Annotated in this window: 20 protein-coding genes, 1 pseudogene and 1 riboswitch; of the genes and pseudogenes, 10 read left to right on the top strand and 11 right to left on the bottom strand. The window is 53.6% G+C overall.

From position 1 onward, the window contains the following. Positions 1-140: 140 nt before the first annotated feature. Positions 141-1,355 carry a cystathionine beta-lyase gene (metC, locus tag F9C28_RS04285; RefSeq protein WP_199014007.1) on the bottom strand — a complete coding sequence of 405 codons (1,215 nt, stop codon included), beginning with the start codon at positions 1,353-1,355 and terminating at the stop codon, positions 141-143. Between the two features lie 257 nt (positions 1,356-1,612). Here metC and exbB point away from each other — a divergent pair, with 257 nt between their 5' ends. Both exbB and exbD read left to right on the top strand, forming a co-directional pair. Continuing rightward, positions 1,613-2,350 (top strand): tol-pal system-associated acyl-CoA thioesterase, encoded by a 738-nt coding sequence (exbB, locus tag F9C28_RS04280; RefSeq protein WP_199014006.1) that lies wholly within the window; start codon positions 1,613-1,615, stop codon positions 2,348-2,350. 6 nt (positions 2,351-2,356) lie between these two features. Further along, complete coding sequence (exbD, locus tag F9C28_RS04275) at positions 2,357-2,791, top strand: TonB system transport protein ExbD (protein ID WP_199014005.1); 435 nt, start codon at positions 2,357-2,359, stop codon at positions 2,789-2,791. Between the two features lie 69 nt (positions 2,792-2,860). On the opposite strand, the gene mgrA is transcribed toward exbD, so the two are convergent. Continuing rightward, complete coding sequence (mgrA, locus tag F9C28_RS04270) at positions 2,861-3,901, bottom strand: L-glyceraldehyde 3-phosphate reductase (protein WP_199014004.1); 1,041 nt, start codon at positions 3,899-3,901, stop codon at positions 2,861-2,863. Positions 3,902-4,558: 657 nt separating this feature from the next. On the opposite strand from mgrA, the pseudogene mqo reads away from it, so the two are divergent. Beyond that, a pseudogene (mqo, locus tag F9C28_RS04265) lies at positions 4,559-6,150 on the top strand (malate dehydrogenase (quinone)). A gap of 52 nt (positions 6,151-6,202) precedes the next feature. On the opposite strand, the gene F9C28_RS04260 reads toward mqo, so the two are convergent. Continuing rightward, positions 6,203-6,451 (bottom strand): hypothetical protein, encoded by a 249-nt coding sequence (locus tag F9C28_RS04260; protein ID WP_199014003.1) that lies wholly within the window; start codon positions 6,449-6,451, stop codon positions 6,203-6,205. 178 nt (positions 6,452-6,629) lie between these two features. Next, positions 6,630-7,487 carry a glutathione-dependent disulfide-bond oxidoreductase gene (gene yghU / locus F9C28_RS04255; protein WP_199014002.1) on the bottom strand — a complete coding sequence of 286 codons (858 nt, stop codon included), beginning with the start codon at positions 7,485-7,487 and terminating at the stop codon, positions 6,630-6,632. 124 nt (positions 7,488-7,611) lie between these two features. Between yghU and F9C28_RS04250 the strand changes: the two genes are divergently transcribed. Continuing rightward, positions 7,612-9,300: a LytS/YhcK type 5TM receptor domain-containing protein gene (locus tag F9C28_RS04250; RefSeq protein WP_199014081.1), complete on the top strand. Its 1,689-nt coding sequence runs from the start codon at positions 7,612-7,614 to the stop codon at positions 9,298-9,300. Continuing rightward, positions 9,294-10,013, top strand: coding sequence for a two-component system response regulator BtsR (btsR, locus tag F9C28_RS04245; protein WP_199014001.1), 720 nt, complete (start codon positions 9,294-9,296; stop codon positions 10,011-10,013). Before F9C28_RS04250 ends, btsR begins: the two co-directional genes overlap by 7 nt. Positions 10,014-10,016: 3 nt before the next feature. Here btsR and yjiA read toward each other — a convergent pair whose 3' ends face one another. The 6 genes from yjiA to F9C28_RS04215 form a co-directional block, all read right to left on the bottom strand. Beyond that, positions 10,017-10,979, bottom strand: coding sequence for a GTPase (gene yjiA, locus F9C28_RS04240; RefSeq protein ID WP_199014000.1), 963 nt, complete (start codon positions 10,977-10,979; stop codon positions 10,017-10,019). 227 nt (positions 10,980-11,206) lie between these two features. Continuing rightward, entirely contained in the window at positions 11,207-13,357 is a 2,151-nt protein-coding gene (locus tag F9C28_RS04235) for a carbon starvation CstA family protein (RefSeq protein WP_199013999.1), read from the bottom strand. A gap of 257 nt (positions 13,358-13,614) precedes the next feature. Beyond that, the gene (locus F9C28_RS04230) at positions 13,615-14,901 is read right to left on the bottom strand and encodes an HD domain-containing phosphohydrolase (protein WP_199013998.1); all 1,287 of its coding nucleotides are present in this window, start codon (positions 14,899-14,901) and stop codon (positions 13,615-13,617) included. Positions 14,902-15,205: 304 nt separating this feature from the next. After that, positions 15,206-16,807 carry a bifunctional aspartate transaminase/aspartate 4-decarboxylase gene (locus tag F9C28_RS04225; protein WP_199013997.1) on the bottom strand — a complete coding sequence of 534 codons (1,602 nt, stop codon included), beginning with the start codon at positions 16,805-16,807 and terminating at the stop codon, positions 15,206-15,208. Positions 16,808-16,884: 77 nt separating this feature from the next. Continuing rightward, on the bottom strand, positions 16,885-18,576 hold the full coding sequence (gene aspT / locus F9C28_RS04220) for an aspartate-alanine antiporter (RefSeq protein WP_199013996.1): 1,692 nt from the start codon (positions 18,574-18,576) through the stop codon (positions 16,885-16,887). Between the two features lie 183 nt (positions 18,577-18,759). Further along, on the bottom strand, positions 18,760-20,163 hold the full coding sequence (locus F9C28_RS04215) for a glutamate decarboxylase (protein WP_199014080.1): 1,404 nt from the start codon (positions 20,161-20,163) through the stop codon (positions 18,760-18,762). A gap of 749 nt (positions 20,164-20,912) precedes the next feature. On the opposite strand from F9C28_RS04215, the gene F9C28_RS04210 reads away from it, so the two are divergent. Next, the gene (locus tag F9C28_RS04210) at positions 20,913-21,359 is read left to right on the top strand and encodes a hypothetical protein (RefSeq protein ID WP_199013995.1); all 447 of its coding nucleotides are present in this window, start codon (positions 20,913-20,915) and stop codon (positions 21,357-21,359) included. Between the two features lie 299 nt (positions 21,360-21,658). On the opposite strand, the gene F9C28_RS20065 is transcribed toward F9C28_RS04210, so the two are convergent. Beyond that, on the bottom strand, positions 21,659-21,832 hold the full coding sequence (locus F9C28_RS20065) for a YnfU family zinc-binding protein (RefSeq protein WP_233148907.1): 174 nt from the start codon (positions 21,830-21,832) through the stop codon (positions 21,659-21,661). Between the two features lie 298 nt (positions 21,833-22,130). On the opposite strand from F9C28_RS20065, the gene tpx reads away from it, so the two are divergent. The 4 genes from tpx (at position 22,131) to F9C28_RS04190 (ending at position 25,771) form a co-directional block, all read left to right on the top strand. Continuing rightward, positions 22,131-22,637 carry a thiol peroxidase gene (gene tpx / locus F9C28_RS04205; RefSeq protein ID WP_199013994.1) on the top strand — a complete coding sequence of 169 codons (507 nt, stop codon included), beginning with the start codon at positions 22,131-22,133 and terminating at the stop codon, positions 22,635-22,637. Between the two features lie 95 nt (positions 22,638-22,732). Then, positions 22,733-22,794: riboswitch (Fluoride riboswitch) on the top strand. 137 nt (positions 22,795-22,931) lie between these two features. After that, a complete protein-coding gene (locus tag F9C28_RS04200; protein WP_199013993.1) occupies positions 22,932-24,152 on the top strand; it encodes a cation:proton antiporter in 1,221 nt (406 codons plus the stop codon). Positions 24,153-24,154: 2 nt separating this feature from the next. Further along, complete coding sequence (locus tag F9C28_RS04195; protein WP_199013992.1) at positions 24,155-24,574, top strand: universal stress protein; 420 nt, start codon at positions 24,155-24,157, stop codon at positions 24,572-24,574. A gap of 240 nt (positions 24,575-24,814) precedes the next feature. Next, positions 24,815-25,771, top strand: a complete 957-nt coding sequence (locus F9C28_RS04190) for a hypothetical protein (protein WP_199013991.1) — start codon at positions 24,815-24,817, stop codon at positions 25,769-25,771. Positions 25,772-25,859: the final 88 nt, after the last annotated feature.

The raw sequence follows: 25,859 nt of genomic DNA, 5'->3' as shown, positions 1-25,859 counted from the left end.
TCCTGTGGTACCGCTTTTCTTGTACGTCTAACGTGAAGGGCTATTGTAACCTGATTTATTATCGGACACCTTGATCAGACACGAACCTTTACGTTTCCTTTAGTGTCCGTTGTCTGTCCAGGTGTCCGGCGCCGGCCACTTTACGCTATTCTGGCCAGTCCTGCTGCTAAATCTGCGATCAGATCGTCGGTATTTTCGAGGCCAATATGGAGCCGCACCAGGGTGCCCTCCAGCGGTGTCTGGCAGCCCGGACGAATCGCGGCAATCTCCTCCGGCTGGTTGGCCAGGATCAGGGACTCAAACCCCCCCCAGGAATAGGCCATGCTAAACAGGGTAAAATTATCCAGGAAGTGGGCCAGTTGCCGATCTGTCAAACGTTGCTTAAGAATAAAAGAGAACAACCCGCTACTGCCGGTAAAGTCCCGTTTCCAGAATTCATGGCCTGGGCAACCGGGTAATGCCGGGTGGTTAACCCGTGCTACCTGGGGTTGCGCCGCCAGCCACTGGGCAACGGCAATACTGCTTTGCTGATGCTGGCGCAGGCGTACCCCCAGGGTACGTAGCCCCCGGCTGGTGACATAAGCAGTATCGGCATCAACCATCTGGCCCATCAGATAGGCATTTTCCCGCAGTTGATCCCAGCAGCGGGCATTAGACACCGCGGTGCCTATCATCGCGTCGGAATGGCCGACCAGGTACTTGGTTCCGGCCTGAATCGAGATATCTACCCCGAAGTCCAGCGCCCGGAACAGCACCCCGGCGGCCCAGGTATTGTCCATCATAATGATGGCCTCAGGCGCTTTGGCGCGGATTGCCGCCACCAGGGCCGGGATATCGTGTACTTCCATGGTGATGGAGCCCGGGGACTCAAGAAACACCACCCGGGTGTTGGGCTGGATCTTATCGGCAATATCGCTGCCGATGAGTGGATCAAACCAGCTGGTGGTGACCCCCAGTTTGGCGAGAATTTTGCTGCAAAAATCCTGGCTGGGTTCATAAGCGGTATTGGTCATCAGCACGTTGTCGCCCTGTTCAACAAAGGCGAGGATGCTGTTGGCCACGGCGGCGGCCCCACAGGGGAACAGCGCACATCCCGCACCGCCTTCCAGTTCACACATCGCTTCCTGAAGTGAGAAATGGGTGAGGGTGCCGCGGCGGCCATAAAACAGTTCGCCGCTGGCCCGGCCCGCGGTGGCGTTGCGTTTATCGGCCACGCTGTCGAAGACCAGCGAAGAGGCCCGCTGAATAACACTGTTTACGGCGCCATGGGTGAAGTGTTTACGGCGCCCGGCGTTGACCAGGGCGGTGTCGAGATGGGGCGCGCGATCGCGCGCATTATTGTCGTGTGACGCCATGTTTACAGCTCCGTTTATCCGTCTGGATGTCTAAATATCGATATACGTTATCACTTCCTGGTGCTATTGTGCAGGCGCTTTTTTATTGCCGATCAAAAGCTGAAAAACCAGCAATAGCGCTTTTTTAGTGCGTAAGCGCAAGGAAATTCGGCAGAAAAAATTGCACTCTGTAAATACTAATGAGAACGACTATCAATTCGGTGCGTTTTTGTTATCATTAGCGGCAGTTTTCCTTATGTTCGTCCTGGAGCGTTAGCGTGGAAGAAAATTTGATGCAGGCGGATCTCTCCGTCCTGGGTATGTATCACCATGCCGATTTAGTGGTAAAAGCGGTGATGATTGGCTTAATACTGGCGTCGGTGATTACCTGGGCGATCTTCTTTAGTAAGGGGGCCGAGTTCATTAAACAGAAACGGCGCCTAAAGCAGGAACAGCAGCAACTGTCTGAAGCCCGATCGTTTGATCAGGCGCGGGAAATGGCCCAGCAGTTTGATGCACATAGTTTTAGCCGTCAGCTGGTTGAAGAAGTACACAACGAGCTAGAACTCTCTTCCGGCAGTGAAGATAACGAAGGCATTAAAGATCGCTCCTCGTTCCGCCTGGAGCGTAAAGTTGCCGGTGTTGCCCGTTATTTAGGCCGCAGCAACGGGTATCTGGCCACTATCGGGGCGATTTCGCCGTTTGTGGGGTTGTTCGGTACCGTCTGGGGGATCATGAACAGCTTTATCAGCATCGCCCATAGCCAAACCACTAACTTGTCCGTTGTTGCCCCGGGGATCGCGGAAGCGCTGCTGGCAACGGCTATCGGCCTGGTTGCCGCTATCCCGGCGGTTATCATCTATAACATCTTCTCTCGTACTATTAACGGCTATAAAGCTGACCTCGGTGACGTGGCCGCGCAAATCCTGCTGCTCCAGAGCCGTGACCTGGATTTAAGCGCCAGTTCCGTGCCGTCTGTGGCGGCACATAACGCCCAGAAATTACGGATAGGATAATTCACCGTGGCCATGCATCTTAACGAGAATGCCGGTGAAGATAATGAAATGCACGACATCAACGTCACGCCGTTTATCGACGTGATCCTGGTGCTGCTGATTATCTTTATGGTCGCGGCACCGCTGGCGACGGTTGATGTCAAGGTGAACTTACCTGCCTCTTCCAGTGAGCCACAGCCGCGCCCGGAAAAACCGGTTTATCTGTCCGTGAAGGCAGACAAGGCGATGTTTATCGGTAATGAGCCGGTAACCGATGCCACCATGATAGAGAAACTCAACGGTATTACCGCTGGTAAGAAGGACACCACGGTCTTCTTCCGGGCCGATAAAACCGTGGACTACGAAACCCTGATGAAGGTGATGGATACGCTGCGTCAGGCCGGTTACCTGAAAATCGGTCTGGTGGGTGAAGAGGCGGTTAAACCGTCCTCGTCCCGGTAACGTCCACCCCAGCATAAAAAACCCCGCGATTGCGGGGTTTTTTGTGTCACAAGTGTTCTTTCGCAGGGGCTATTTATCGGAAGAGGCCTGCCACAGGTTGAGTTCGCCGTCGGCAACATACTGGTCAATGGCGTCCAGTTCCTGCTGGCTAAAGTGCAGGTTATCCAGTGCCTTCACGTTCTCTTCCAGCTGCTCAGGACGGCTGGCGCCAATCAGTACCGAGGTCACCCGGTCGTCCTTCAGCAGCCAGCTCAGGGCCATTTGTGCCATGGTCTGGCCGCGTTTTATGGCCATATCGTTAAGCAGGCGCAGGCTGTTGAGGTTACTTTCACTGAGCATGTTTTCTGTCAGGCCGCGTTCCCGTTTGCCCTCATAGAACATCCGTGAGCCTTGCGGAATGCCGTTAAGGTATTTACCAGTCAGCAACCCCTGGGCCAGCGGCGTGAAGGCGATACAGCCGGTGCCGTTGTCCTTCAGGGTATCCAGCAGGCCACTTTTGTCCACCCAACGATTCAGCAGGTTATAAGAGGGCTGGTGGATAAGCAGCGGAATTTTCCATTCCGCCAGCAGGGCGGCCATTTCCCGGGTGCGCTCTGTGGAGTAGGACGAGATCCCCACATACAGTGCTTTGCCGCTTTGTACTGCGTGGGCCAGGGCGCCGGCGGTCTCCTCCATCGGAGTGGTCTCGTCTACCCGGTGGGAGTAGAAAATATCCACATAGTCCAGCCCCATGCGCTGGAGGCTCTGGTCCAGGCTGGCCAGTAAATATTTACGTGAGCTGCCGTTACCGTAAGGGCCTGGCCACATGTCGTAACCGGCTTTGGTGGAGATAATCAGCTCATCACGCCAGGGGCGGAAGTCTTCGCGCAGCAGTTTACCGAAGTTGCTTTCGGCACTGCCAGCGGGCGGCCCGTAGTTGTTGGCCAAATCAAAATGGGTGATCCCTAAATCGAACGCTTTGCGTAACAGTGCCCGCTGAGTGTCCAGGGGACTGTTGTCGCCGAAGGTATGCCACAGGCCGAGGGAAAGGGCAGGCAGACGTAAACCGCTGCGCCCGCAGGGTCGGTACGTCATGTGTTGATAACGTTCCGGGCTGGCCAGGTAAGTCATAATCTCTCCTCAGTTTATAGGGTTTTTTGAAACCTTGTTTTGATTTTGTCCTCACTCCACAGTACAACAAAACACCAGATAACAAAATATCGCCTCCCCGGTGGCGGGGATAAATTGTGCATCTGCCAGATATCACCGGGCCATTTTCCGGCGCTTGCCCAGGCTAAAATGGCGGCCACTAAAAAGAGAGCCCGGATATATGACGATTAATAACCTGAAGTTATGATTATTTTTTAATAATTATCTGTCTTTATTTTTGTTGTTTCGTTTTTTCATAGACCTGCCTCGATTCAGTCGCTTATTTTCTCGATACCACTTTTTGTAAAATAAAATTAACATCACGGTGTTATTTTTTAATTTTTAATAAAACCCTTTAACAAAATACAGAAAGTGCTAAGGTAATCACGCTTCGCGGGTTAACGATTTTCTGTTCAGCCGGAGCATTGCCTGGTACCCGTGGTCGTTATGACTTTATATCCGGGATTCATCGCGTTCTCAGCCTGGTTCTCCGCCGCTCTCCCTCTCTCCGGGAGGCGCCCGAACGGCTTGAGTTAGCGTGCTGAGGTGGGTATCCGGTTAGATAAACAATGATGAGATTGAGGCAGAGTACAGATGAGTAAGGACTTTCTTGCGACATCCACGACCAGCCCACAGGGCATGGCGCGTAGGGCAAACGCCGCGACAGACCCCGTTGATGTGTTACTGATTGGTGGCGGCGTAATGAGCGCCACCCTGGCGGCGTATATCCAGGATCTGGAGCCTGACTGGTCAATGACCATGATTGAGCGTCTGGATGGGATCGCGAAAGAAAGTTCCAACGGCTGGAACAATGCCGGTACCGGCCACTCTGCGCTGGCAGAGCTCAATTACACCCCGGAAACTGCCGACGGTGACATTGACATTACCAAAGCGGTGAGTATCAACGAATCATTCCAGATCTCGCGCCAGTTTTGGTCCTGGCAGGTGCGCAATAACATGCTGCACAACCCGCCATCGTTTATTAACAGCGTGCCGCACATGAGCTTCGTGTGGGGCGAGCAAAACGTTAACTTCCTGCGCAAGCGTTATCACGCCCTGCAAAACAGCACCCTGTTCCGCGGCATGGAGTATTCCGAAGATCCGCAGCAAATCGCCCAGTGGGTACCGCTGGTGATGGAAGGGCGCAAACCCGGCGATAAAATTGCCGCAACCCGTATTCTCGGGGGCACTGACGTTAACTTTGGCGAGATCACCCGCCAGTTGGTGGGCTCCCTGCAAAAGAAAAATAACTTCACTCTTAACCTGTCCACCGCGGTGCGTGACATTACCCGCAATAGCGATAAAAGCTGGCGGGTGACGGTACAGGATCTGAAAACTAACCATAAGCGCACCATTAATGCCCGGTTTGTGTTTATCGGCGCTGGCGGTGCCTCCCTGACCCTGCTGCAGAAGTCCGGTATCCCGGAAGCGGCAGAATACGCCGGTTTCCCGGTGGGCGGTGAGTTTCTGGTTACCGAAAACCCGGACGTGGTCAACCGCCATCTGGCCAAAATGTACGGTATGGCCCCGGTGGGTGCACCGCCGATGTCAGTACCCCATCTGGATACCCGGATGCTGGACGGTAAACGCGTTCTGCTGTTTGGGCCGTTTGCGACCTTCTCCACTAAGTTCCTGAAAGAAGGCTCGCTGCTGGATCTGTTTGCCACCATTACCCCGTCAAACATTAAGCCGATGCTGCACGTCGGCTTCGATAACCTTGATCTGGTTAAATACCTGGTGAGCCAGGTGATGCAGAGTGATGAAGATCGCTATGAAGCCCTGAGCCGCTACTACCCGGATGCCAATCCAACGGACTGGCGGCTGTGGAAAGCGGGCCAGCGGGTACAGATAATCAAACGTGACCCGGTAAAAGGCGGCGTACTGCGCCCGGGAACGGAAGTGGTCAGCGACCAGGATGGCACCATTGCGGCACTGCTGGGGCATCCCCGGGGGCGTCTACTGCGGCACCGATTATGCTGCGCCTGCTGGAGCGGGTTTTTAAAGAGAAAGTGGCGACGGCGGCCTGGCAGGAAAAACTGCGCCAGATTATTCCGTCCTGGGGCCAGGCGCTGAATGGTGATCTGGACGCGACGGAGCGCGAGCTGCAATACACCAGTGAGGTTTTACAGCTTGATCGCCCACTGAAAGACTCTCCGGTTACCCAGGCACCGCGCCCGGATCCGGGGGTTATGGTGCCACAGCACAAGCCTGTGGCCGATATCGCCCTGTAATCGCCGGACAATACGATATTCACTATTTGCGCCCCGGAAACGGGGCGCTTTTTTATATTTTACTCAACCGCTTATAAAGATATTCTTCGGTCTGGCTGTCGCTCAGTGTGCTGAGGATATTTTGATGCGCCAGGGTGATGAGATGGTTGAGCATTTGGCTATTGGTCAGATTGTAGTAACTGGCCAGGCGCTCCAGACGAAATTGTGCTGACCATGAAATGGTAATATTAACCGGTGCCGGCACGGGTCCATTGGCCGGGTAACTGCTGCTATCACCTTCTGACATGCTGTCCTGTGGCATGACTTATCCCTGTAATGACTCTGATGTATGCTTCGATGGTTCAGTGACGAGCTTCTTCTCTGAAAGGGGGGCTACTATAGCGATAAACCATGGAAAAATTAGCTGAATTATATTTACCAATTGCGCTGGATAATGCCGGAGCGTGATAAACACGCCCGGCAAAATAAACCGGTGGGGATCAGTCGTTCAGTTGCTCAAAATCACGGCTGTCGTGGCGTTCGGCGAGGAACTCCCCGGCGGTGTCTGATGTCCGGTTTACCCGGCGGCCGCGCTGTACGGCGGGGCGTCTGGCCACCTCTCTGGCCCAGCGTAATACATGGGGATAGTCCTGCACGACATTGAGGAACGTGGCGCTGTCGCCATACTGCTGGCCGAGCACCAGGTTACCGTACCAGGGCCAGACCGCCATATCCGCAATGCTGTATTCAGGCCCGGCAATAAACGTATGTTCTGCCAGCTGGCGGTTCAGCACATCCAGCTGGCGCTTGGCCTCCATGGCAAAACGGTCGATGGCGTATTCTATTTTCAGCGGGGCGTAGTGGTAGAAGTGGCCAAAACCGCCGCCGAGATAGGGCGCCGAGCCCTGAAGCCAGAACAGCCAGTTTAGCGTTTCGGTGCGCTGGCCCCACTCACGGGAGAGGAAGTGGCCGAATTTATCCGCCAGGTACAGCAATATTGCCCCTGATTCAAACACCCGCACAGCGGGAGATTCGCCAACATCCAGCAGGGCGGGTATTTTTGAGTTAGGGTTAACCCCCACAAACCCGCTGGAGAACTGATCCCCGTTGCCGATGTGGATAAGCCAGGCATCATATTCTGCCTCGCTCACGCCCAATGCCAGCAACTCCTCCAGCATAATGGTCACTTTCTGGCCATTGGGGGTGCCCATTGAGTAAAGCTGTAACGGGTGTTTGCCGACAGGCAAAGTGGCGTCGTGGGTTGGGCCCGCGATTGGCCGGTTCGTTTTGGACCATACACCGGCGTTTTGCTGGTCCCAGGTCCAGACTTTAGGGGGCTGATAACGCTGTTCTGACATCGTGTTTCCTGCCTTTGCGAAAGTGAAAAAACATTGCCGATCAACAAGTGTAGCAGCCGGCATCACAGAAAGTTAATCGCTAATGGCGTATGTTTCGGTGGATTATAAAATGTGGTTCTCCGGTATGTATGAAATTAACCTCGTGTTACTGCTGCTACAGCGGATGTGCGTCTTCCTGGTTATTGCCTGGCTGATGAGCAAGACCCGCCTGTTCATTCCGCTGATGCAGGTCACGGTACGTTTACCCCATAAATTATTGTGTTATGTCACTTTTTCCATTTTCTGCATTATGGGGACCTATTTCGGCCTGCATATCGAAGACTCAATAGCCAACACCCGGGCCATCGGGGCGGTGATGGGGGGCTTGCTGGGCGGGCCGCTGGTCGGTGGCCTGGTGGGGCTAACCGGCGGTTTGCATCGCTACTCGCTGGGGGGGATGACCGCCCTGAGCTGTATGATCTCGACCATTCTTGAGGGCTTGCTCGGCGGGCTGCTACACAGCCTGCTTATCCGCCACGGGCGCACCGATAAAATATTCCGCCCGCTGACCGCCGGGGCGATCACCTTCGTGGCGGAGCTGGTACAAATGCTGGTTATTCTGCTGCTCGCGCGGCCCTTTCAGGATGCCTGGCACCTGGTGCAGAGCATCGCCGCGCCGATGATGGTCACCAATACCGTCGGGGCGGCGCTGTTTATGCGCATCCTGCTGGATAAACGGGCGATGTTTGAAAAGTACACCTCGGCGTTTTCAGCAACGGCCCTTAAGGTGGCCGCCTCAACGGAGGGGATCCTGCGCCAGGGGTTCAATGAAGAGAACAGCATGAAGGTGGCCCAGGTGCTGTATCACGAGCTGGATATCGGCGCCGTGGCGATTACCGATCGGGAGCGGCTGCTGGCGTTTACCGGTATCGGAGACGATCATCATTTGCCGGGCAGGCCCATCTCGTCACCTTATACGCTGCGGGCGATTGAGAGTGGTGAAGTGGTCTACGCTGACGGTAACGAAGTGCCATACCGCTGTTCGCTGCACCCCCAGTGTAAGCTGGGATCGACACTGGTTATCCCGCTGCGCGGCGAGAACCAGAAAGTGATCGGCACCATTAAACTGTATGAGGCCAAAAACCGCCTGTTCAGTTCGATTAACCGCACCCTCGGGGAGGGGATCGCCAGCCTGCTGTCGGCGCAGATCCTCGCCGGGCAGTATGAGCGCCAGAAGGCGCTACTGGCCCAGTCGGAAATCAAACTGCTCCATGCACAGGTCAATCCCCATTTCCTGTTTAACGCCCTGAATACCTTGCTGGCGGTGATCCGCCACGATAGCCAGCAGGCCGGCCAACTGGTGCAGTACCTGTCGACCTTTTTCCGTAAGAACCTGAAACGCCCCACGGAGATGGTCAGCCTGGCCGATGAAGTGGAACATGTGAACGCCTATCTGCAAATTGAAAAAGCGCGTTTTCAGTCCCGTTTACAGGTGACCTTACAGGTGCCAGAGGCCATCGCCCAGAGCAAGTTACCGGCATTTACTCTGCAGCCGCTGGTTGAAAATGCCATAAAGCACGGCACCTCTCAGTTGCTGGAAACCGGCGAGATCCATATCTCCGCCACCCGGGAAGGACAGCAACTGGTACTGGTTGTCGAGGATAACGCCGGGCTGTACCAGCCCGGAAGCGGGGGCCAGGGGCTGGGGATGAACCTGGTGGATAAACGGCTCAAAGCCTGGTTTGGTGAGTCCGCCGGGATGTCGGTTAGCTGTGATCCTGAGTGCTACACCCGCGTTACGTTGCATTTCCCGCTGGAGGAGAACCGTTGTTAAGTGTGCTGATTGTTGATGATGAACCCCTGGCGCGGGAAAACCTGCGCATTATGCTGGCCGGAAAAGCGGATATTGAGATTATTGGTGAGTGCGCCAACGCCATTGAGGCCATTGGGGCTATCAATAAATTACACCCGGATGTGGTGTTTCTGGATATCCAGATGCCGAGGATCAGCGGCCTGGAAATGGTCAGCATGCTGGACGATGCCCACCGGCCCTGGATTGTGTTTCTCACCGCGTTTGACAGCTTTGCCATTGCCGCGTTTGAAGAGCATGCCTTTGACTACCTGCTTAAGCCGATTGAGGCCAGCCGGCTGGAGAAAACCCTCAGCCGTCTGCACCAGGAGCGGCGCAGCCAGCATATGGATCTGCTGCTGGCGGACAGCCCGCCGCTGAAATTTATCCCCTGTACCGGGCACAGCCGGATTTACCTGCTGCCCCTGGAGGACGTGGCGTTTGTCAGCAGCCGCATGAGCGGGGTGTGTGTCACCGGGTGTGATGGTAAAGAAGGGGTTACCGGGCTGACCTTACGCACGCTGGAGCATCGCACACCGCTGTTGCGCTGCCACCGGCAGTATCTGGTGAACATGAGCCATTTGCAGGAAATCCGCCTGGAGGATAATGGCCAGGCGGAGCTCTTACTGCGCGACGGTCTGACGGTGCCGGTGAGCCGGCGCTATCTCAAAAGCCTGAAAGAGGCCATTGGTCTGTAGTATTTAGTTTTTCAGGCTGGCAAAGGCGTCGCGGATTTGCTGTTCCGGCAGCCGGGCGCCAATAAAGACCAGAGTACTGCGGCGGGTTTCCTGGTCTTGCCACTCGCGATCCCAGTCGGCACTGTACAGGCGCTGGACCCCCTGGAACAGCAGGCGGCGCGGCTGATCCGTAATCCACAGCATGCCTTTGTAGCGCAGCAGGCTATCGGAGAAATCCAGCAGCAACTGCTCCATGACCCGGGAAACACCGCTCAGATCAACCGGGTAATCCAGTTCGACCACAATTGAGGAGATATCCGTGGGCTGGCTGGCAACAAAATGAAAGCGCGGTTTGCTGGTGGGCAGAATGCGCTCTTCCAGCATAAAGCCATTGGTATCGAACAGCAGCGCCAGATCTATCTCGCCGTGGACCACCGGATAAAGCGGGGCCCGGGCATTAATGCGCTGTAACCGGGCGATAAGCGGCTGGCTGTCGCCGGCCACGTCGGTCTTGGTCAGCAGCAGGCGATCGGCATAGCCTACCTGGGACTGGGCCAGAGCGTAGTTATCCATTTGTTGCCCCGCGTGTACCGCATCCACCAGGGTAATCACCCCATCCAGCAGGTAGCGTTCACAAAGCACGTCATGGGAGAAAAAGGTCTGAATAATCGGCCCCGGGTCAGCCATGCCGGTGCACTCGATAACCAGCCGATCAAAGGCTATCTCCCCCTTATCCTGGCTGTCGAGCAGATCGAGCAGGGCATCTTCCAGTTCGTTAGAGCGGGTACAGCAGATACAGCCGTTTGTCAGGGTGCGGATCTGGGTTGATCGATCGCCAATTAGCTGATCATCCACCGCCACTTCACCGAACTCGTTTTCAATGACGGCAATTTTATACTGGTGTTGCTCATTAAGAATGTGGCGCAACAGCGTTGTTTTCCCGGCACCTAAAAAGCCGGTGAGTACCGTTACTGCAATAGGTTTCATTGCTCGGGGGATCTCCTTGTTGCTCAACAGCAGCCCGTGCTGTTTCCGCTGTTATGGTTAGCATTACCGTTACCGCAATCACGGGCCGGGAGGCACCTGCGGGGAACGCTCACTATACGTCATCACGGTGTTATCCGCGGGATTTAACTTCATATGTTCGACACAGATAGCATAATCGGAACATGTCATCAGGCCCCGCGCTGGCGGGGCCTGTATCACGCTAAGGCTTAGTGACCGGAGACGGTTTTAACACCCTCTTTAGGCACCGGAACATACGGGGTTTCGGTATCGGTACGTACCCGGGATTTACGGGCCTTAATGCCGGTACGGATACCGTAGAAAATGATGCTGTATACCACCACCAGGAACAGAATACTCAGCCCGGCATTGGTGTAGTTGTTGATGACGATGTGGTTCATATTGGCAATTTGCTGGGCAGTGAGTTCATGGCCCGCCTGGATCTGGGCTTTGTATTCACGGGCCATATAGAAGAAGCCTTCCATTTGTGGATTGGTGCTGAACAGCTTCATCCCCAGCGCCCAGGTGGTGCAAATCAGTAACCACACCGCCGGGATCACCGTAACCCAGATATATTTCGTGCGCTGCATTTTCACCAGGATAACCGTAGTCAGCACCAGGGCAGCGGCCGCCAGCATCTGGTTTGATATACCGAACAGCGGCCACAGGCTTTTCACCCCGCCCAGCGGATCGACCACCCCCTGGTAGAGCAAATAGCCCCACAGCCCCACGCAGCCCGCGGTACCAACAACCCCGGCGACCAGTGAATCGGTCTTTTTCAGGAACGGCACAAAGTTGCCCAGCAGATCCTGGAGCATAAAGCGCCCGGAACGGGTGCCCGCATCCAGTGCGGTGAGGATAAACAGCGCTTCAAACAGGATCCCAAAGTGGTACCAGAACCCCATATCGGCGGCGGGAATAATTTTATGAAACACATGGGCAATACCCACCGCCAGCGTAGGGGCACCGCCGGCCCGGTTTAGCACGGAAGGCTCGCCGATATCTTTCGCGGTTTGCAGGATCTGATCCGGGGTGATAACAAAGCCCCAGCTACTGACCGTGGCGGCCGCCTGGGCGGTAACGTCATGGAGCTGCGCCATGATAAGCGGCGCATTGCCGGTGCCCAGCTCGTGCAGGTTTGGCATGGTGATACCGAGGCCCGCAGGCGGGGTGTTCATGGCAAAGTAGAGCCCTGGTTCGATAATCGAGGCCGCCACCAGCGCCATAATCGCCACGAAGGACTCCATCAGCATGGCGCCGTAACCGATAAACCGGGCGTCGGTCTCACAGGCCAGCAGTTTTGGCGTGGTACCGGAGGCTATCAGTGCATGGAAGCCCGACACCGCCCCGCAGGCAATGGTGATAAACAGGAACGGGAACAGCGCCCCTTTCCACAGCGGGCCGGTACCGTCGATGTACTGGGTCACTGCCGGCATTTTCAGGTCCGGGTTGAGGATAACAATCCCCACCGCCAGGCCGACGATAACGCCGATTTTCAGGAAGGTAGCCAGATAGTCACGGGGGGCAAGGATCAGCCACACCGGCAGCAGTGCGGAGATAAACGCATAACCTATCAGGGTATAGGTGATGGTAGTGTCTTTAAAGGTCAGCGCCGGGCCCCAGTACGGGTCATGGGCAATCACCCCACCAAACCAGATAGAGGCCACTAACAGGACAATCCCGATGACCGAGACTTCGCCCACCCTACCTGGGCGCAGGAAGCGCATATAGATCCCCATCAGCAGGGCGATTGGCACCGTGGAGCACACGGTGAATACCCCCCAGGGGCTTTCGGCGAGGGCTTTCACCACAATCAGCGCCAGTACCGCCAGGATGATAATCATTATCAGGAAGCAGCCGAATAGCGCAATAGTACCGGGAACCGGCCCCATCTCTTCTTTGATCATTTCACCCAGCGATGCGCCGTTACGGCGGCTGGAGATAAACAGCACCATAAAGTCCTGTACCGCCCCGGCCAGGACCACACCGGCCAGCAGCCACAGGGTGCCCGGCAGGTAACCCATCTGGGCGGCCAGCACCGGCCCCACCAGCGGCCCGGCGCCGGCAATAGCGGCAAAGTGGTGGCCAAACAGGACGTAACGGTTAGTTGGGACGTAATTTAGCCCGTCGTTATTGATAACGGCGGGGGTTGCCCGGGTGGCGTCCAGCTTCATCACGCGCTGGGCAATGTACAAGCTGTAGTAGCGGTAGGCCACCAGATACACCGAAACGGAAGCGACCACGATCCACAGGGCGCTTACGTGTTCACCGCGGCGCAGGGCCACCACCGCCAGACAGAAGGCGCCAATGATTCCGAGTATTACCCAGGGGACATGCCTGATGAGTTTTTTATTATCCATAGTGAACCTGATTTTATTGTCAGACACCCGGTAAATGGGGTGTATTTACTGCCAGTTAGGGAAGAGGAAAGGTTGGTATTACCGCTCTATAATGGCGTTTTTTTGGCCGTTTTCGGCAACAAAATCCGTTAGCGGTCAGATGGCAGACTAAGCGGTTATCGGGGGGCGTGAGTGGTTATGGCTGCGGCCGGACCGGGGAATATATGTGATAAAGATCTCATAAATAGCCCGGGATTATCAGTGCGTTAGCGAGAGCGTTATTTTGTTGGCAGTGGGATCGGCACAAACATGCTGGTACTGAACTGTATCCCCCCGGCAGGCCTGGGGAGTGATTTTTTCAGATAGTTTTTTCTCACGGTTTCCATACCGCAGTCAATCAGCGCCACATTGCCAGCCAGACACTGATAGATATCGGCGTCCAGCTTACCCTCATCCACCTCCTGGCGGATAATGGCCAGGGCCTGCTCATTACTCATGCCTTTACGGTAGGGGCGGTCTTCCGTCAGGGCAGTAAAAATATCGGCGATGGCTAAAATACGGCTGGGAATATCGAGATAGGCTTTGGTCAGATGGTAAGGATACCCGGAGCCATCCAGCCGTTCGTGGTGGTGTTCTGCCCACTGGGCTACGGTGCTGAGTGCCGGGTATTCACTTAAGATTTCGCCGGTCTTATAGCTGTGGCCCTTCATGCGCGAGAACTCTTTTTCATTCAACTGCGCGGCTTTTTCAATAATGGTCACCGGCACATAGATTTTGCCCAGGTCATGCAAGTAGCCGGCGATCTCAATCAGTTTTTGTTCACGCAGCCCCATACCATATTGCTTTGCCAGCCGCCGGGCCACGGCCCCGACAATGATGCTGTGGGTCACGGTAAAGCTACTGTATTTATCGACAATACGCGCGATAAGCAGGCAAATTTCCCGAAACTGATCGATATCCAGATGGGTGACTTTCACCGGGCTGATAATATCGGTTACCCGGCGCAGCCCGCTGAGTTCGAGGCGAAACCAGAAGTAGTCCTGATTTTCCAGTTGGCGAAATGCGGTGAGGATCTGGTCAGGGAAATGGCCGCGGTATTTTTCGGTGGCCTGGCGAATGATATCGCTGGCGCAGGCGAACAGTTGCTTGTCATCGGTGGGCAACATCCGCTCCACACAGTCAGCAAAAGCGACAATGTATTGTTCGAGGCTGGCCTTCCCCTCAGGATCATTATCCATATGCTGGTGATGATGCAGAATAATGTCTCTGATGGGCTTGAAGACCTTAAACCCATACAGCATCTGGTACCCGGTCTGCTGGTGGGGATCGTCGTAATAATCAATATCATTGAGGGTATCAAGCTGGCGGGCATCGCCAATCATACCGATGTCGTGCAACAGGGCGGCGACAAAGACGGTACTCTGGGACTTAGTGGACAGATTCAGCCGTAACGCCAGCTCCTGGGCGATGCAAGCGGTGCGCTGCATATGGTTACTGACGGTTGGATTAACGGCGGAGATAACGTCGATAACCAGTTTAAGGGCCGAATGAAATGAAATGTCCAATGATGCTGTCCGGGTGAGCCTGAAAATCGGTAACGTGCGGCATATTACTACCATTAAGCACTATTACGTCTGAAACTAGCGGTCATATGATAGCAAAGGATACCCGGGTAAGCATGAGAGCGGGGCGTTTTTGAGGTTAATCTGGATCTGGCAGCAATAATAGATAAAAACAGTGCCGGGGGCCCCTGGCGATGCAGCCGCCGAACCAAAAAAACGGCCTGCCGTAGCAGACCGTTTCGGGTTATCGCCAATCGCCCACCATCAGTGATTTACGGTGGGGGGAGGGCGACTGGCGGGAACAGCCTTATTTCTTGCCTTTTTTGCTGTATTCAGCGAAGCGGGCTTCTGCCAGCTGGCGCAGCGTACGACCGATGCAGGCATAATCGTATTCGTTGAGGTTAGCCAGGGAAACACGGCCACCAGGACGCGGCGCGCCAAAACCAGACACCGGCAGCATGACGATACCGGTACCGTCTGCAATGCGGTACAGCAGTTCGTTGGGTTCGGTATTTTCATGAACCCATTTGCCGAAGGCTTCACCGTGCAGCGCAGTGGCGATTTCCTGGAAGTCCAGCATGGTGTAGTAGCTTACGCTGGTTTCGTCTTCCGGCGCCTGCAGGCCCAGTTCACGATACAGCGCGGTATAGCGGCGGCGGATAATGCGTTTCAGCACCTGTTTGTAGTCGTCGTTAATGTCGATCAGCGCGAACAGGGAGAACAGCACCATTTGTACCTGCTGCGGTGTAGACAGCCCCGCAGTGTGGTTCAGCGCAACGGCACGGCTATCGGCCACCAGGCGATCAATAAAGGACAGGCCGGCAGTGTCAGTCGTCAGTGATGAATAACGTTCATTCATCAGTGCTTTCTGTTCTTTGGTATAGGCCGCCATTTTTTCGTCCAGCACATTGTTTTTGTGCATGGCGATAGTACCCAGACGCCAGCCGGTAGAGCCGAAGTATTTGGAGTAAGAATAAACCAGCGCGGTGTTGTGCGGGCACACGGAGAACAGTGACGTAAAGTTGTCAGCAAAGGTGCCGTAAACATCGTCGGTCAGGATGAACAGATCCGGGCGTTTTGTGCGTACCAGGTTGGCAATGTATTCCAGGGATTCATTGTTCATGCGAACGGAATCCGGGTTACCCGGGTTAACAATGAAGAAGATTTTGATGGCGGGATCCGCCAGTTTATCCAGTTCACTGGTCGGGTACTGCCAGTTCAGGTCAGGATCGGCATTCACATTAACGATTTCCAGGTCGTAATCTTTCAGTACCGGGATTTCGAAATACGGCGTGAATGTCGGCATACCAATGGCCACTTTGTCGCCCGGGGCAATCAGCAGGTTTTCTTTAAGTGAGTTGAACACATAGGTCATTGCCGCAGTACCACCTTCCACCGGGAAGATGTCGAAGTCATTTTCACAGGCGCGGCCCCCGAGCATTTCACGGGTCAGGTAAGCGCGCAGTACGTGTTCAGTCACCCGCAGGCAGCGATCCGGTTCCGGGTAGTTGCAACCCAGGATACCTTCCACCATTTCCTGCAGGAAATCGCTGGCATTCAGGCCCATTTGATCGCGAACGTAGCTGATGATTTTGCGCAGCAGGTCGATACCGGCTTCACCGGCATGTTTGTCGAGGAAGTTCAGGTAGCGCTGTTCAATCCCTTTGACATTCGGCAGTCCGCCCACATGTTTCTCCAGATAAGAGAGATGCAGTTCAGACTCCTGAGTGGCAAACAGACCCAACTGGAAGAAGGCCTGGCGTGGTGTGGTGGCCAGGAAGTTAGGGTTACCGCGGCCGGCATTCAGCATCAGACGATTTTCACGGCTGCTGGCCGCTTTAATCAGGATGTCTTTCAGTTCAAATGGGCTCAGTGATTTGTATTGGCTTAAATCGATATCTTTTGACATTTTGACTATTCCAGTTATTTTCAGCGCGATCTTTTGATCGTTTGCAGGTTAATTTTGTATTGGTCGTATTCGTTGTATTAGTGAGCCAGTAGCATGATGACCACCATGCTCCAGATAGTGAGTAAGGTATTGCCGACGGCATAGGTCACGGTGTAACCCAGGGCCGGGATATTACTTTTGGCGGATTCGCAAATCATACCCAGCGCGGCAGTGGTGGTGCGGGCACCCGCAACACAACCGAACAGCAGAGCCGGATGGAAATGGAACAGGTAGCGGCCAATGTACAGGCTGATAATCAGCGGGACTGCGGTGGCGAAAATCCCCCACAGGAACAGGCTTGCCCCCAGCGTTCTCAACCCTTCGATAAAGCCCGGCGCGGCATTGATACCGACCACGGCGATAAACACATTCAGGCCCACGGAGTTCATAAACCACAGGGTTGGCTGAGGAATACGGCCCGCTGTCGGGTGAACGGAGCGCAACCAGCCGAATACCAGGCCCGCAATCAGTGAACCGCCTGCGGTAGACAGGGTGATGGGGATACCATCAATGTTCAGCACTGCCGCCCCGATGATGGTACCGATGAAGATAGCCACACCAATAAAGGAGACGTCTGCGGCGTTAGTCGGGCGATCTGCTTTACCCATGGCTTTCGCGAAGCGGGTGGTATCTTTGGTCATCCCGGAGAGGGTCAGCACGTCACCGCGGTTAAGGGTGGTACCCGGCAACACCGGAATATCGTTACCCAGAGCACCGCGTTTGATGCCGCGCAGATACACCCCGTGGGTAAACGGCTGGCTTGCCAGTTCCTGAAGGGTTTTACCGGCCCAGGTTTTGCTGCTGACGAACACGTCGACCCCTTCAACCGGCACGGCCAGTAATTCAGGATCGTCTATTTCACGGTGAGACTGACCAAGCAGGTCCAGAATATCGTTACTGCGGCCTTCAATGGCGAGCACGTCACCGGCGGCAACAGTCAGTGTTGGCTGGCCTTCCAGGATGTCGTTACCGCGGCGCAGGCGCTGAATAAAGATACGTTTGCTCTGCTGGCGCTGCTCCAGTTCAGCCAGAGTTTTACCGACAATTTCGCTGTCCGGCGCGACGTCGTAAGCGCGCAGGATATAGCGGTGCCATGCGGTCCCTTCATCGGAGATACCGCCCTGTTTACCCATTTTGGCTTCGTAATCTTTACAAGCTTCTTCGAGGTTGATGCGCATCAGGCGTGGGCCAAACTGCGCCAGCAGCACGGCGGAGCCAACGGTACCGAAGATATACGTCACCGCGTAGGCCACGGGCATGGCATCTTCCAGTGCTTTGGTCTTGTCCGGGGTGAGATTCAGCCGGCCGATGGCGTCAGTGGCCAGCCCCATCGAAGCGGAAATCGTTTGTGAACCGGCAAATAAGCCAACGGCAGAGCCCAGATCATAGCCAGCCAGTTTGGCGGCCAGTACCGGGAAACCAAGACATAATAAACAGACCACCACCGCAAATAATGCCTGTGGTAAACCATCTTTTGCTATCCCCTGCACGAATTGCGGGCCAACCCCGTAACCGACAGCGAATAAGAACATCAAAAAGAATGTGCTTTTTACGGTACCGGATATTTGAATACCCACCATACCGATAATTAATGCAGCAATCAGCGTCGCTGTTACTGCCCCAAGGCTGAGGCCATGATAGCTTTTACCGCCAACCCAATACCCGATACCAATTGATAAAAATATGGCAATTTCGGGGTATGTGCGCAATGTATGGACAAACCACTCCATATATCCACCTGTGTTTAATATAAACTAAGGTAAAGTGCCGCACGTATTTTGGTGTACGGCACGTCTTAATTAAATGTTTCTGTCATTACATTAGAATAGAGCAACTCTCTGCTGTATTTATTGCAGAACACTGTTATATGCCAAAATAATGGCGAAGCATTTTATTGTTAGTGAAATCTTTAATTATCTACCGCTATGGTCGAAAACATTCACGGCGTCTGATGTCTGGATAACAGCAACCGGGTGTTCTTTAAAATAATCCAGTGCGCGTTTCACATCTTCCAGGAATAGATCGGCGGTATTAATGCTGAAGCCGTGGCGTAATACCAGGCGCATAATAACCACGTTTTCCATGTTCGGCAGCATTGAATAAGCCGCAACCTGCCAGCCACGCATTCTCAGTCGATCAGACAGGTCATACAGGCTATAACCTTTCACCGATGATTTTAATTTCCAGGAAACTGCCGGCAGGCCTTTTTCTGGATCAGCGGTAAAGAATGGTTCGAAATCACCCATCGCGGTAATTGCTTTACTAATATGCTGCGCGGCATCATACAAGTTCAGCATGATATTCCGGTAACCTTCACGGCCCAGGCGGTTAAACAGATAGTATTGTGCAATAATCTGTCCACCAGGACGGGAGAAGTTTAGCGCGAAGGTTGGCATATTACCGCCCAGGTAGTTCACCCAGAAGATCAAGTCTTCAGGTAAAGATTCCCAGTCGCGCCATACAATCCAGCCCACCCCGAGAGGGGCTAAGCCGTATTTATGGCCGGAGGCGTTAATGGACATCACGCGTTTCAACCGGAAATCCCATTCGATGTCAGGCTGGACAAACGGGGCCACAAAGCCACCGGATGCCGCATCCACATGGACCGGGATATCAATACCGGTTTTTGCCTGGTAGGCATCAAGCGCGGCACAGATTTCGGCAACGGGTTCGTAATGGCAAGTAAAGGTCACCCCAAATGTCGGCACCACACCGATGGTGTTTTCATCAATATATTGAGTAACAACCTCGCCATTCAGACCAAGGCGGTCTTCACTAATCGGCACTTCACGCAATTCGACGTCAAAGTAGCGGGCAAATTTATGCCAGCACACCTGAACCGGGCCGGTAACGATATTTGGCCGATCGTAAGGTTTCCCTTCGGCTTTGCGTTTATTACGCCAGCGGAATTTCATCGCCAGGGCGCCAAGCATTGCGGCTTCACTGGAGCCAGTCGTAGAGCAACCGGCGGCATTATTTCCCTGAGGCGAGTTCCATAGATCTGACAGAATATTTACGCAGCGTTTTTCAAATTCAGCTGTTTCAGGATATTCATCCTTGTCAATCATGTTCTTATCGAGGTTATCGTCCATTATTTTATGAACGTTATCCTCCATCCATGTCTGACAAAATGTTGCCAGGTTCTGTCTGGCATTACCATCAAGAAACATGCTTTCTTTAATTAAATTATAGGCCACATCGGGCTCACAGCCGGTTTGTGGGAAAAATTTATCAGGAAGATTTTTTTTGACGGTCTCATTATTTCCATACACGTCGGTATGTTTAGCTTGAATAGCTATACTAACCTCACTGTGAATTATTTTCTGTTCAAATTAACAACCCGTTTCTATCATCTTAATTTTTGACATATCTGCCCGTCTGAATATCTCAGCTGGTCGAAGTATATGATGGATTAATTTTTTAAATCATCATGATTAATCCGGTGGCTGTAAGCTACTCCTCTCGAATAATGGTGATTATGCAAAAGATGCGGCTGGCTATTAATTATAAATAGTGAAGGTTTCCTTCCGGACAGATTTACTTGTAGGCCACAATGGCCGCTTTTTATATACAGGATATCAACACCTGGTAATGGAATATTTCAATGTATTGCGTAAGCCATATATTATTTTCATTTTGCATTAGCTATCGCCTGAATTATGCGCGATAAGATTATTCCCGGTTATCTTTGCTGATATATATATTACCTATTAGTGATTGTTCATGCTGGTAACTGCGATACCTGAGATATGAATATTTAGCACTTTTTATCCTGCATTTCCTGTATATCACCATTATCAATAAGGTTAATTACCGGCGCGGGGGACAGAGGCCGGGTGTGGATGCCGGTACCGACGAATATTTCTAATCCCAATATTGTTATGGTATAACATAACTTAAACGAGCATGTCATTATCAGGGGTTTTGAAAAATAAATATAATTCATGGTGTTATTTTATTTATCGCCATCGGCCTGTGTGCTGTGTTTGCCATACCCCTCCAGGATGATAAAAGTTTACTGACTGGCGAGACGGGGGATATGAGGCGGAGCGCGGAGGTATTGGCCATGATCCGGGGAACAGATAGCCGGGCACCGCCCGATACCGCCAGTCATTGTCCGGACTATATGGCGATTAGCCTTACGGCACAGCCCTGGCTGGTTTTTTATGGTGCGCTGCCGTCCAGCATCCGTATCCCGTCAGCAATACCCGCCTATCAGGATTACATCTCTTTCTGGGGCTACGGCCAGGTGAGTAACGGGAAGGAGAACCTTAATATTGTGCCTGGTAGCGCACCGGGGGCAGACCGGCGCGCGGCGGGAACACGTCACGATAATGATGACATGTGGCCGGCTAAGAGGCGTTATGTGGAACGGCTGCACAGTAATAACCACGCCCGGGGAAGGCAGGGGCGGCGAAGCAGTGCTTGTCCCGACATTATGATTGACGATCTGGCGCAATCTTTGCGGGTTGTTGTCCGGGATCTGCGCGCCCTGATACATCGCTTAAACTAAACGCAGCGCATTACTATATAGAGAGATAGTCAGGTTTTATCACCGGGTGATATATAGCCGGGTAATCGCCGCGGGTAATACAGCCCGGGTTGGGGAAGGCTGACCTATATACTGCCGGGGTGGTGGCGTGCATGCCATCCACCCGCACATTTACCCACATATTCACCTGAATGACGAGCGACGCTCGGCCCAGGAGGCAGGCAAGACAATTGCCGTGTTATCACGGTGTGCGGGGGGAATCTCTCCCGGTATGACATAGTATGCGTCAGGCTCTGGAGCCTGGAGAGGTGGTGTTCAGATTATTGGGCGTGGCTATGGTCGGACGGGAGAAACAGGGTGCTGCAAAACGGACAGATAAGATTCTTGCGTTTATTCACCCGGGCAGCGCTGTGTTCCGCTGTTTTGCTGCACTTAGGGCAGGGGAGTGAGATGAGATAACCGCCTGTTTTAGTACGTTTAGGTTGATGAGCCATAGGTCTTTCCTGTGTAATTTAGAGCACATACCATACACCTATCCTGGCATAGGGTGGTGGTTTATTTATTAATTCACTGATTTTAAATTTATTTCCATCAGGACATCATCGCGACAGGCCCTGCGGGACGGGGCTGTCGCGTCATCCCCCGCCCGGGCGGCGCCAGCCGTGACAACCTGTTCATTAACCTTTCCGGATAGCGATAAATATTGTCACCAGACGGGCTTGCACTTGCCCGGCGGCGCGTTATGCTGGCGACCGGATATACTGTTGTTAATTATTTTTTATGGAGGTGGTCATGTCTGCAACAATTACTGACGAAGGTAAAACCATTACTGTGGGCGGCGCATTGCCAACGGTCGGCCAGCCTGCACCGGCATTTACCCTGGTGGACAGCGACCTGAAAAACCGCAGTCTGGCAGAGTTTGCCGGCAAACGCGTGGTGCTGAATATTTTCCCGAGCGTCGATACGCCAACCTGCGCCATGTCGGTACGCCACTTTAATGCCCTCGCATCCGGCCTGGATAACACCGTGGTGCTGTGTATTTCTGCGGATCTGCCGTTTGCGCAGCAGCGCTTTTGTGGGGCCGAAGGGCTGAACAATGTCATCACGCTGTCCACCATGCGCGGCCGCGAATTTCTTGCCAATTACGGTGTTGAAATCACCAGTGGCGAATGTGAAGGGCTGGCAGCGCGTGCGGTGATCATCGTCGATCAAAACGGCCGCGTGATTTACACCCAACTGGTGGCTGAGCTGGCTGATGAGCCGGATTATGATGCGGCCATCAATGCACTGAAAGGCTGATTGATACCCGCCAGCGCAATAGCATTAATGCCGGGCGCCTGAAGCCCGGCAAATCATCAGCGGATGGCTGGATCATTCCCCCATTCGCTGCTACGTTTTGTACAGGAGATGGCATTCCTCCTTTAACCGCCTACCGGCTGATGATGCCTACACGTTCCTGATTTTGCTCTGCAAAGGGCAGGTCATAGCATTGTGTAGGGGTCAATATGCGCTACCTTTCCCGTTCAATTATCCTGCCATTATCGCTCCCCTCCGGGCGCGTGACGGCTTACCGCTGGTTATCGGGGAGGCCCCGTGGCTGATATCTGGTTCCAGGCCGCATTGTGGCTGGGGCTGGCCCTGGTAGCCACTCTGCTCTCGGCCTATTTACATATTGCTACGGCGCTGTCGGAAATCGTGGTCGGCACCATTGCCCAGCTGTTTATTGGCGCCCTGGTCGGGGCCGGGGTACTGGCGGGGGACGCCAGCTGGGTGCAGTTCCTGGCCGGGGCAGGGGCGATATTATTAACGTTTCTCGCCGGGGCCGAGCTGGACCCGGCGGTATTTCGCAAGCAGTGGAAGCAGGCAGTGCTTATTGGCCTGATCAGCTTTTTCCTGCCGTTCTTTTTGTGTACCGCGCTGGCCTTGTGGGGGCTGTCATGGAGCCTCCAGGCCAGCTGGCTGGCGGGCATTGCCATGTCTACAACCTCGGTGGCGGTAGTGTATGCCGTAATGCTGGAGCTGGGGATCAACGCCTCTGGCTATGGCAAAACAGTGCTTGCGGCCTGCTTTGTGACTGATCTGGCCACGGTTATTGCCCTCGGGGTGATCTTTGCCCCCTTTACCCTGAAGACGCTAGCCTTTACCGGGGCAATGGTGGCGGCGGCATTTTTACTGCCCTGGCTCACGCCGCGCTTTTTTAAACGGTTCGGGGATCGCCCTTCAGAGCTGGAAGCGAAATTTTTAATGCTGAGCCTTTTTGCCCTCGGCGGGCTGGCGACCTGGGCCGACAGCGAAGCTGTACTCCCGGCGTATCTGATTGGGATGGTGCTGGCCGGGACGGTAGGCAAAGACCATGCCCTTATTCGCCGCCTGAGGACCATGACCTTCGGGCTGTTGACGCCCTTCTATTTTATTCGCGCCGGGTCCCTGGTATCCCTGCCGGCCCTGGCGTCGGCACCGGCTGCCTTTTTACTGTTGCTGACTGTCAAAATGGTAGCGAAGCTGGCGGGGGTATACCCGGTGAGCCGTTTTTACGGTGCCTCTGCCCGGGAGGGGATGTATACCACATTGCTGATGTCTACCGGGCTGACCTTTGGCACCATTTCTGCCTTGTTCGGCCTGTCACACCTGCTGATCAGCCCCGCGCAGTATTCATCGCTGGTGGCGGCGGTTATTGGCAGTGCGGTTATTCCGACCCTGATCGCGAACGCTTTTTTCCTGCCGCGACATTTACTGCCCGCCAGTGCGGCCGCTACGCCGGAGGCCGGCAAACCCGTTCAGCCCCGACAGCAAGATGCTGATAAAAGGAGATGATGATGATGAATAATATTCTGGTTGCCTATGACGGCTCAGAACCGGCAAAGCAGGCGATGGTATTTGCGTTTGAGATGGCCAAACATTTTGACAGCGAATTACATGTTGTTGCGGTGTGCCAGTTACCTGAATTTGGCGGTGAAGTAGAGATGCAGGACTTTGTTAGCCGGACACAATCTTATTATCACCAGATGATTAAGGGGCTGAAAAAACCCTATCCGACCCTGAAGAAAGAGACCAAATTTCACATTGCGATGGGGCACCCGGCAGAGCAAATTCTGCGTTATGCCGATAGCCATGCCATTGATCATATTGTGGTCGGCCACCGGGGTAATACCCAATTTTCCCGCTGGCTATTAGGATCGGTTGCCCGGCAGGTGGTTGATCATGCCCGTTGCCCGGTTACGGTTATCCGCAAATGAAAATTAGCCGGGTATATTTGCCATCAGGGCTATTTCTGATGTGGTTTTTTGTGGGCCGTACGGTGCTGTAACCAGAGCGAAAAACCAAAAACACAAATAAGCGTCAGCATCATCATGATAAATGCCACAATTAAATAATCCATGATGACCTCCGCAGTCAGTAACCTATATAGCACTGAAACTAATTATTGCATTAAGTATAGCATCTTCGGGTATGAAACCCGTTAATCAGGAGGGGTTATGGTATTTTATAGTATATTGTCAAGCGAGGCCGATGGGCATCTTAACCGTGAGTTTGCTCAGCGGCCGCCAGCGTATTTTATTGATCTTAACCTTGATAAAATTATTGATGCGATAACCGCGGGGCATGAACCAGACGATATAAAACCCTTTTTCTATACCCCACTGAAATATCTGGAAGATATCTATTATCGCCAGGATATTATGCAGGATGTGGCGAAAAGCGATTTGTATCAGGCGCTGGTGGAATACACGGCGGGGATCAAAAGAAGTGTACAGCTGGTGGCGAAGCCGGAAAACCGTTACTACCACTTTCAGCAGCAACGCTGGGCGCTGGAGGGCATGTTGCTCTACTGCCAGCAGGTCACGACGCTGAGTGACACCCTGGAGAAGGCCGCGCTGTCGTCCTGCGGCATGATGAATTTTAAGCACTACCTGGCGCAGTATACCGCCGGGGCGGCATTTACTGATTTATATGCTGCGGCGAAGACCATAAAAAATAAACTTGATCATATTCAATACAGCCTGAATATTAACGGCGATACCATCGTGGTAGCCCATTATGAGCAGCAACCGAACTACAGTGATGAAATTATCAATGTGTTTGAGAAATTTAAACAGCGCGATGTCACCACTGACCTGGCGTTCCGGCGCCGGGACGGCATGATGAATCATATTGAGGCACAGATTCTGGATTGCGTGGCCAGGCTGTTCCCCGCTGAGTTTACCGAGCTTGATTCTTTTATCGAAAATAATCGCGGCTATCATGATCCTGCGCTGGATAAATTTGCCCATGAAATTCAATTTTATCTGGCGGTAGTAGAATATATTAAAAAATTTCAGCAGTCCGGTTTACCGTTTTGTATCCCGGAGATATTAACGCATAACAAAGATATTTCGGCCGGTGGTGCATTTGATTTGGCCCTTGCCGCCACGGTATTACAGAGGCTTTGTTGAATAAATCAGATTTCGGGTAAGTCTCCCCCGTAGCGGGTTGTGTTTTCAGGCAATACGCACACTTTCAGGCATACCTGCTTTCGTCATT

This window comes from Shimwellia pseudoproteus (assembly GCF_016415625.1).
Classification (GTDB): domain Bacteria; phylum Pseudomonadota; class Gammaproteobacteria; order Enterobacterales; family Enterobacteriaceae; genus Shimwellia; species Shimwellia pseudoproteus.
This window is presented reverse-complemented; position numbering and strand designations above follow the sequence as displayed.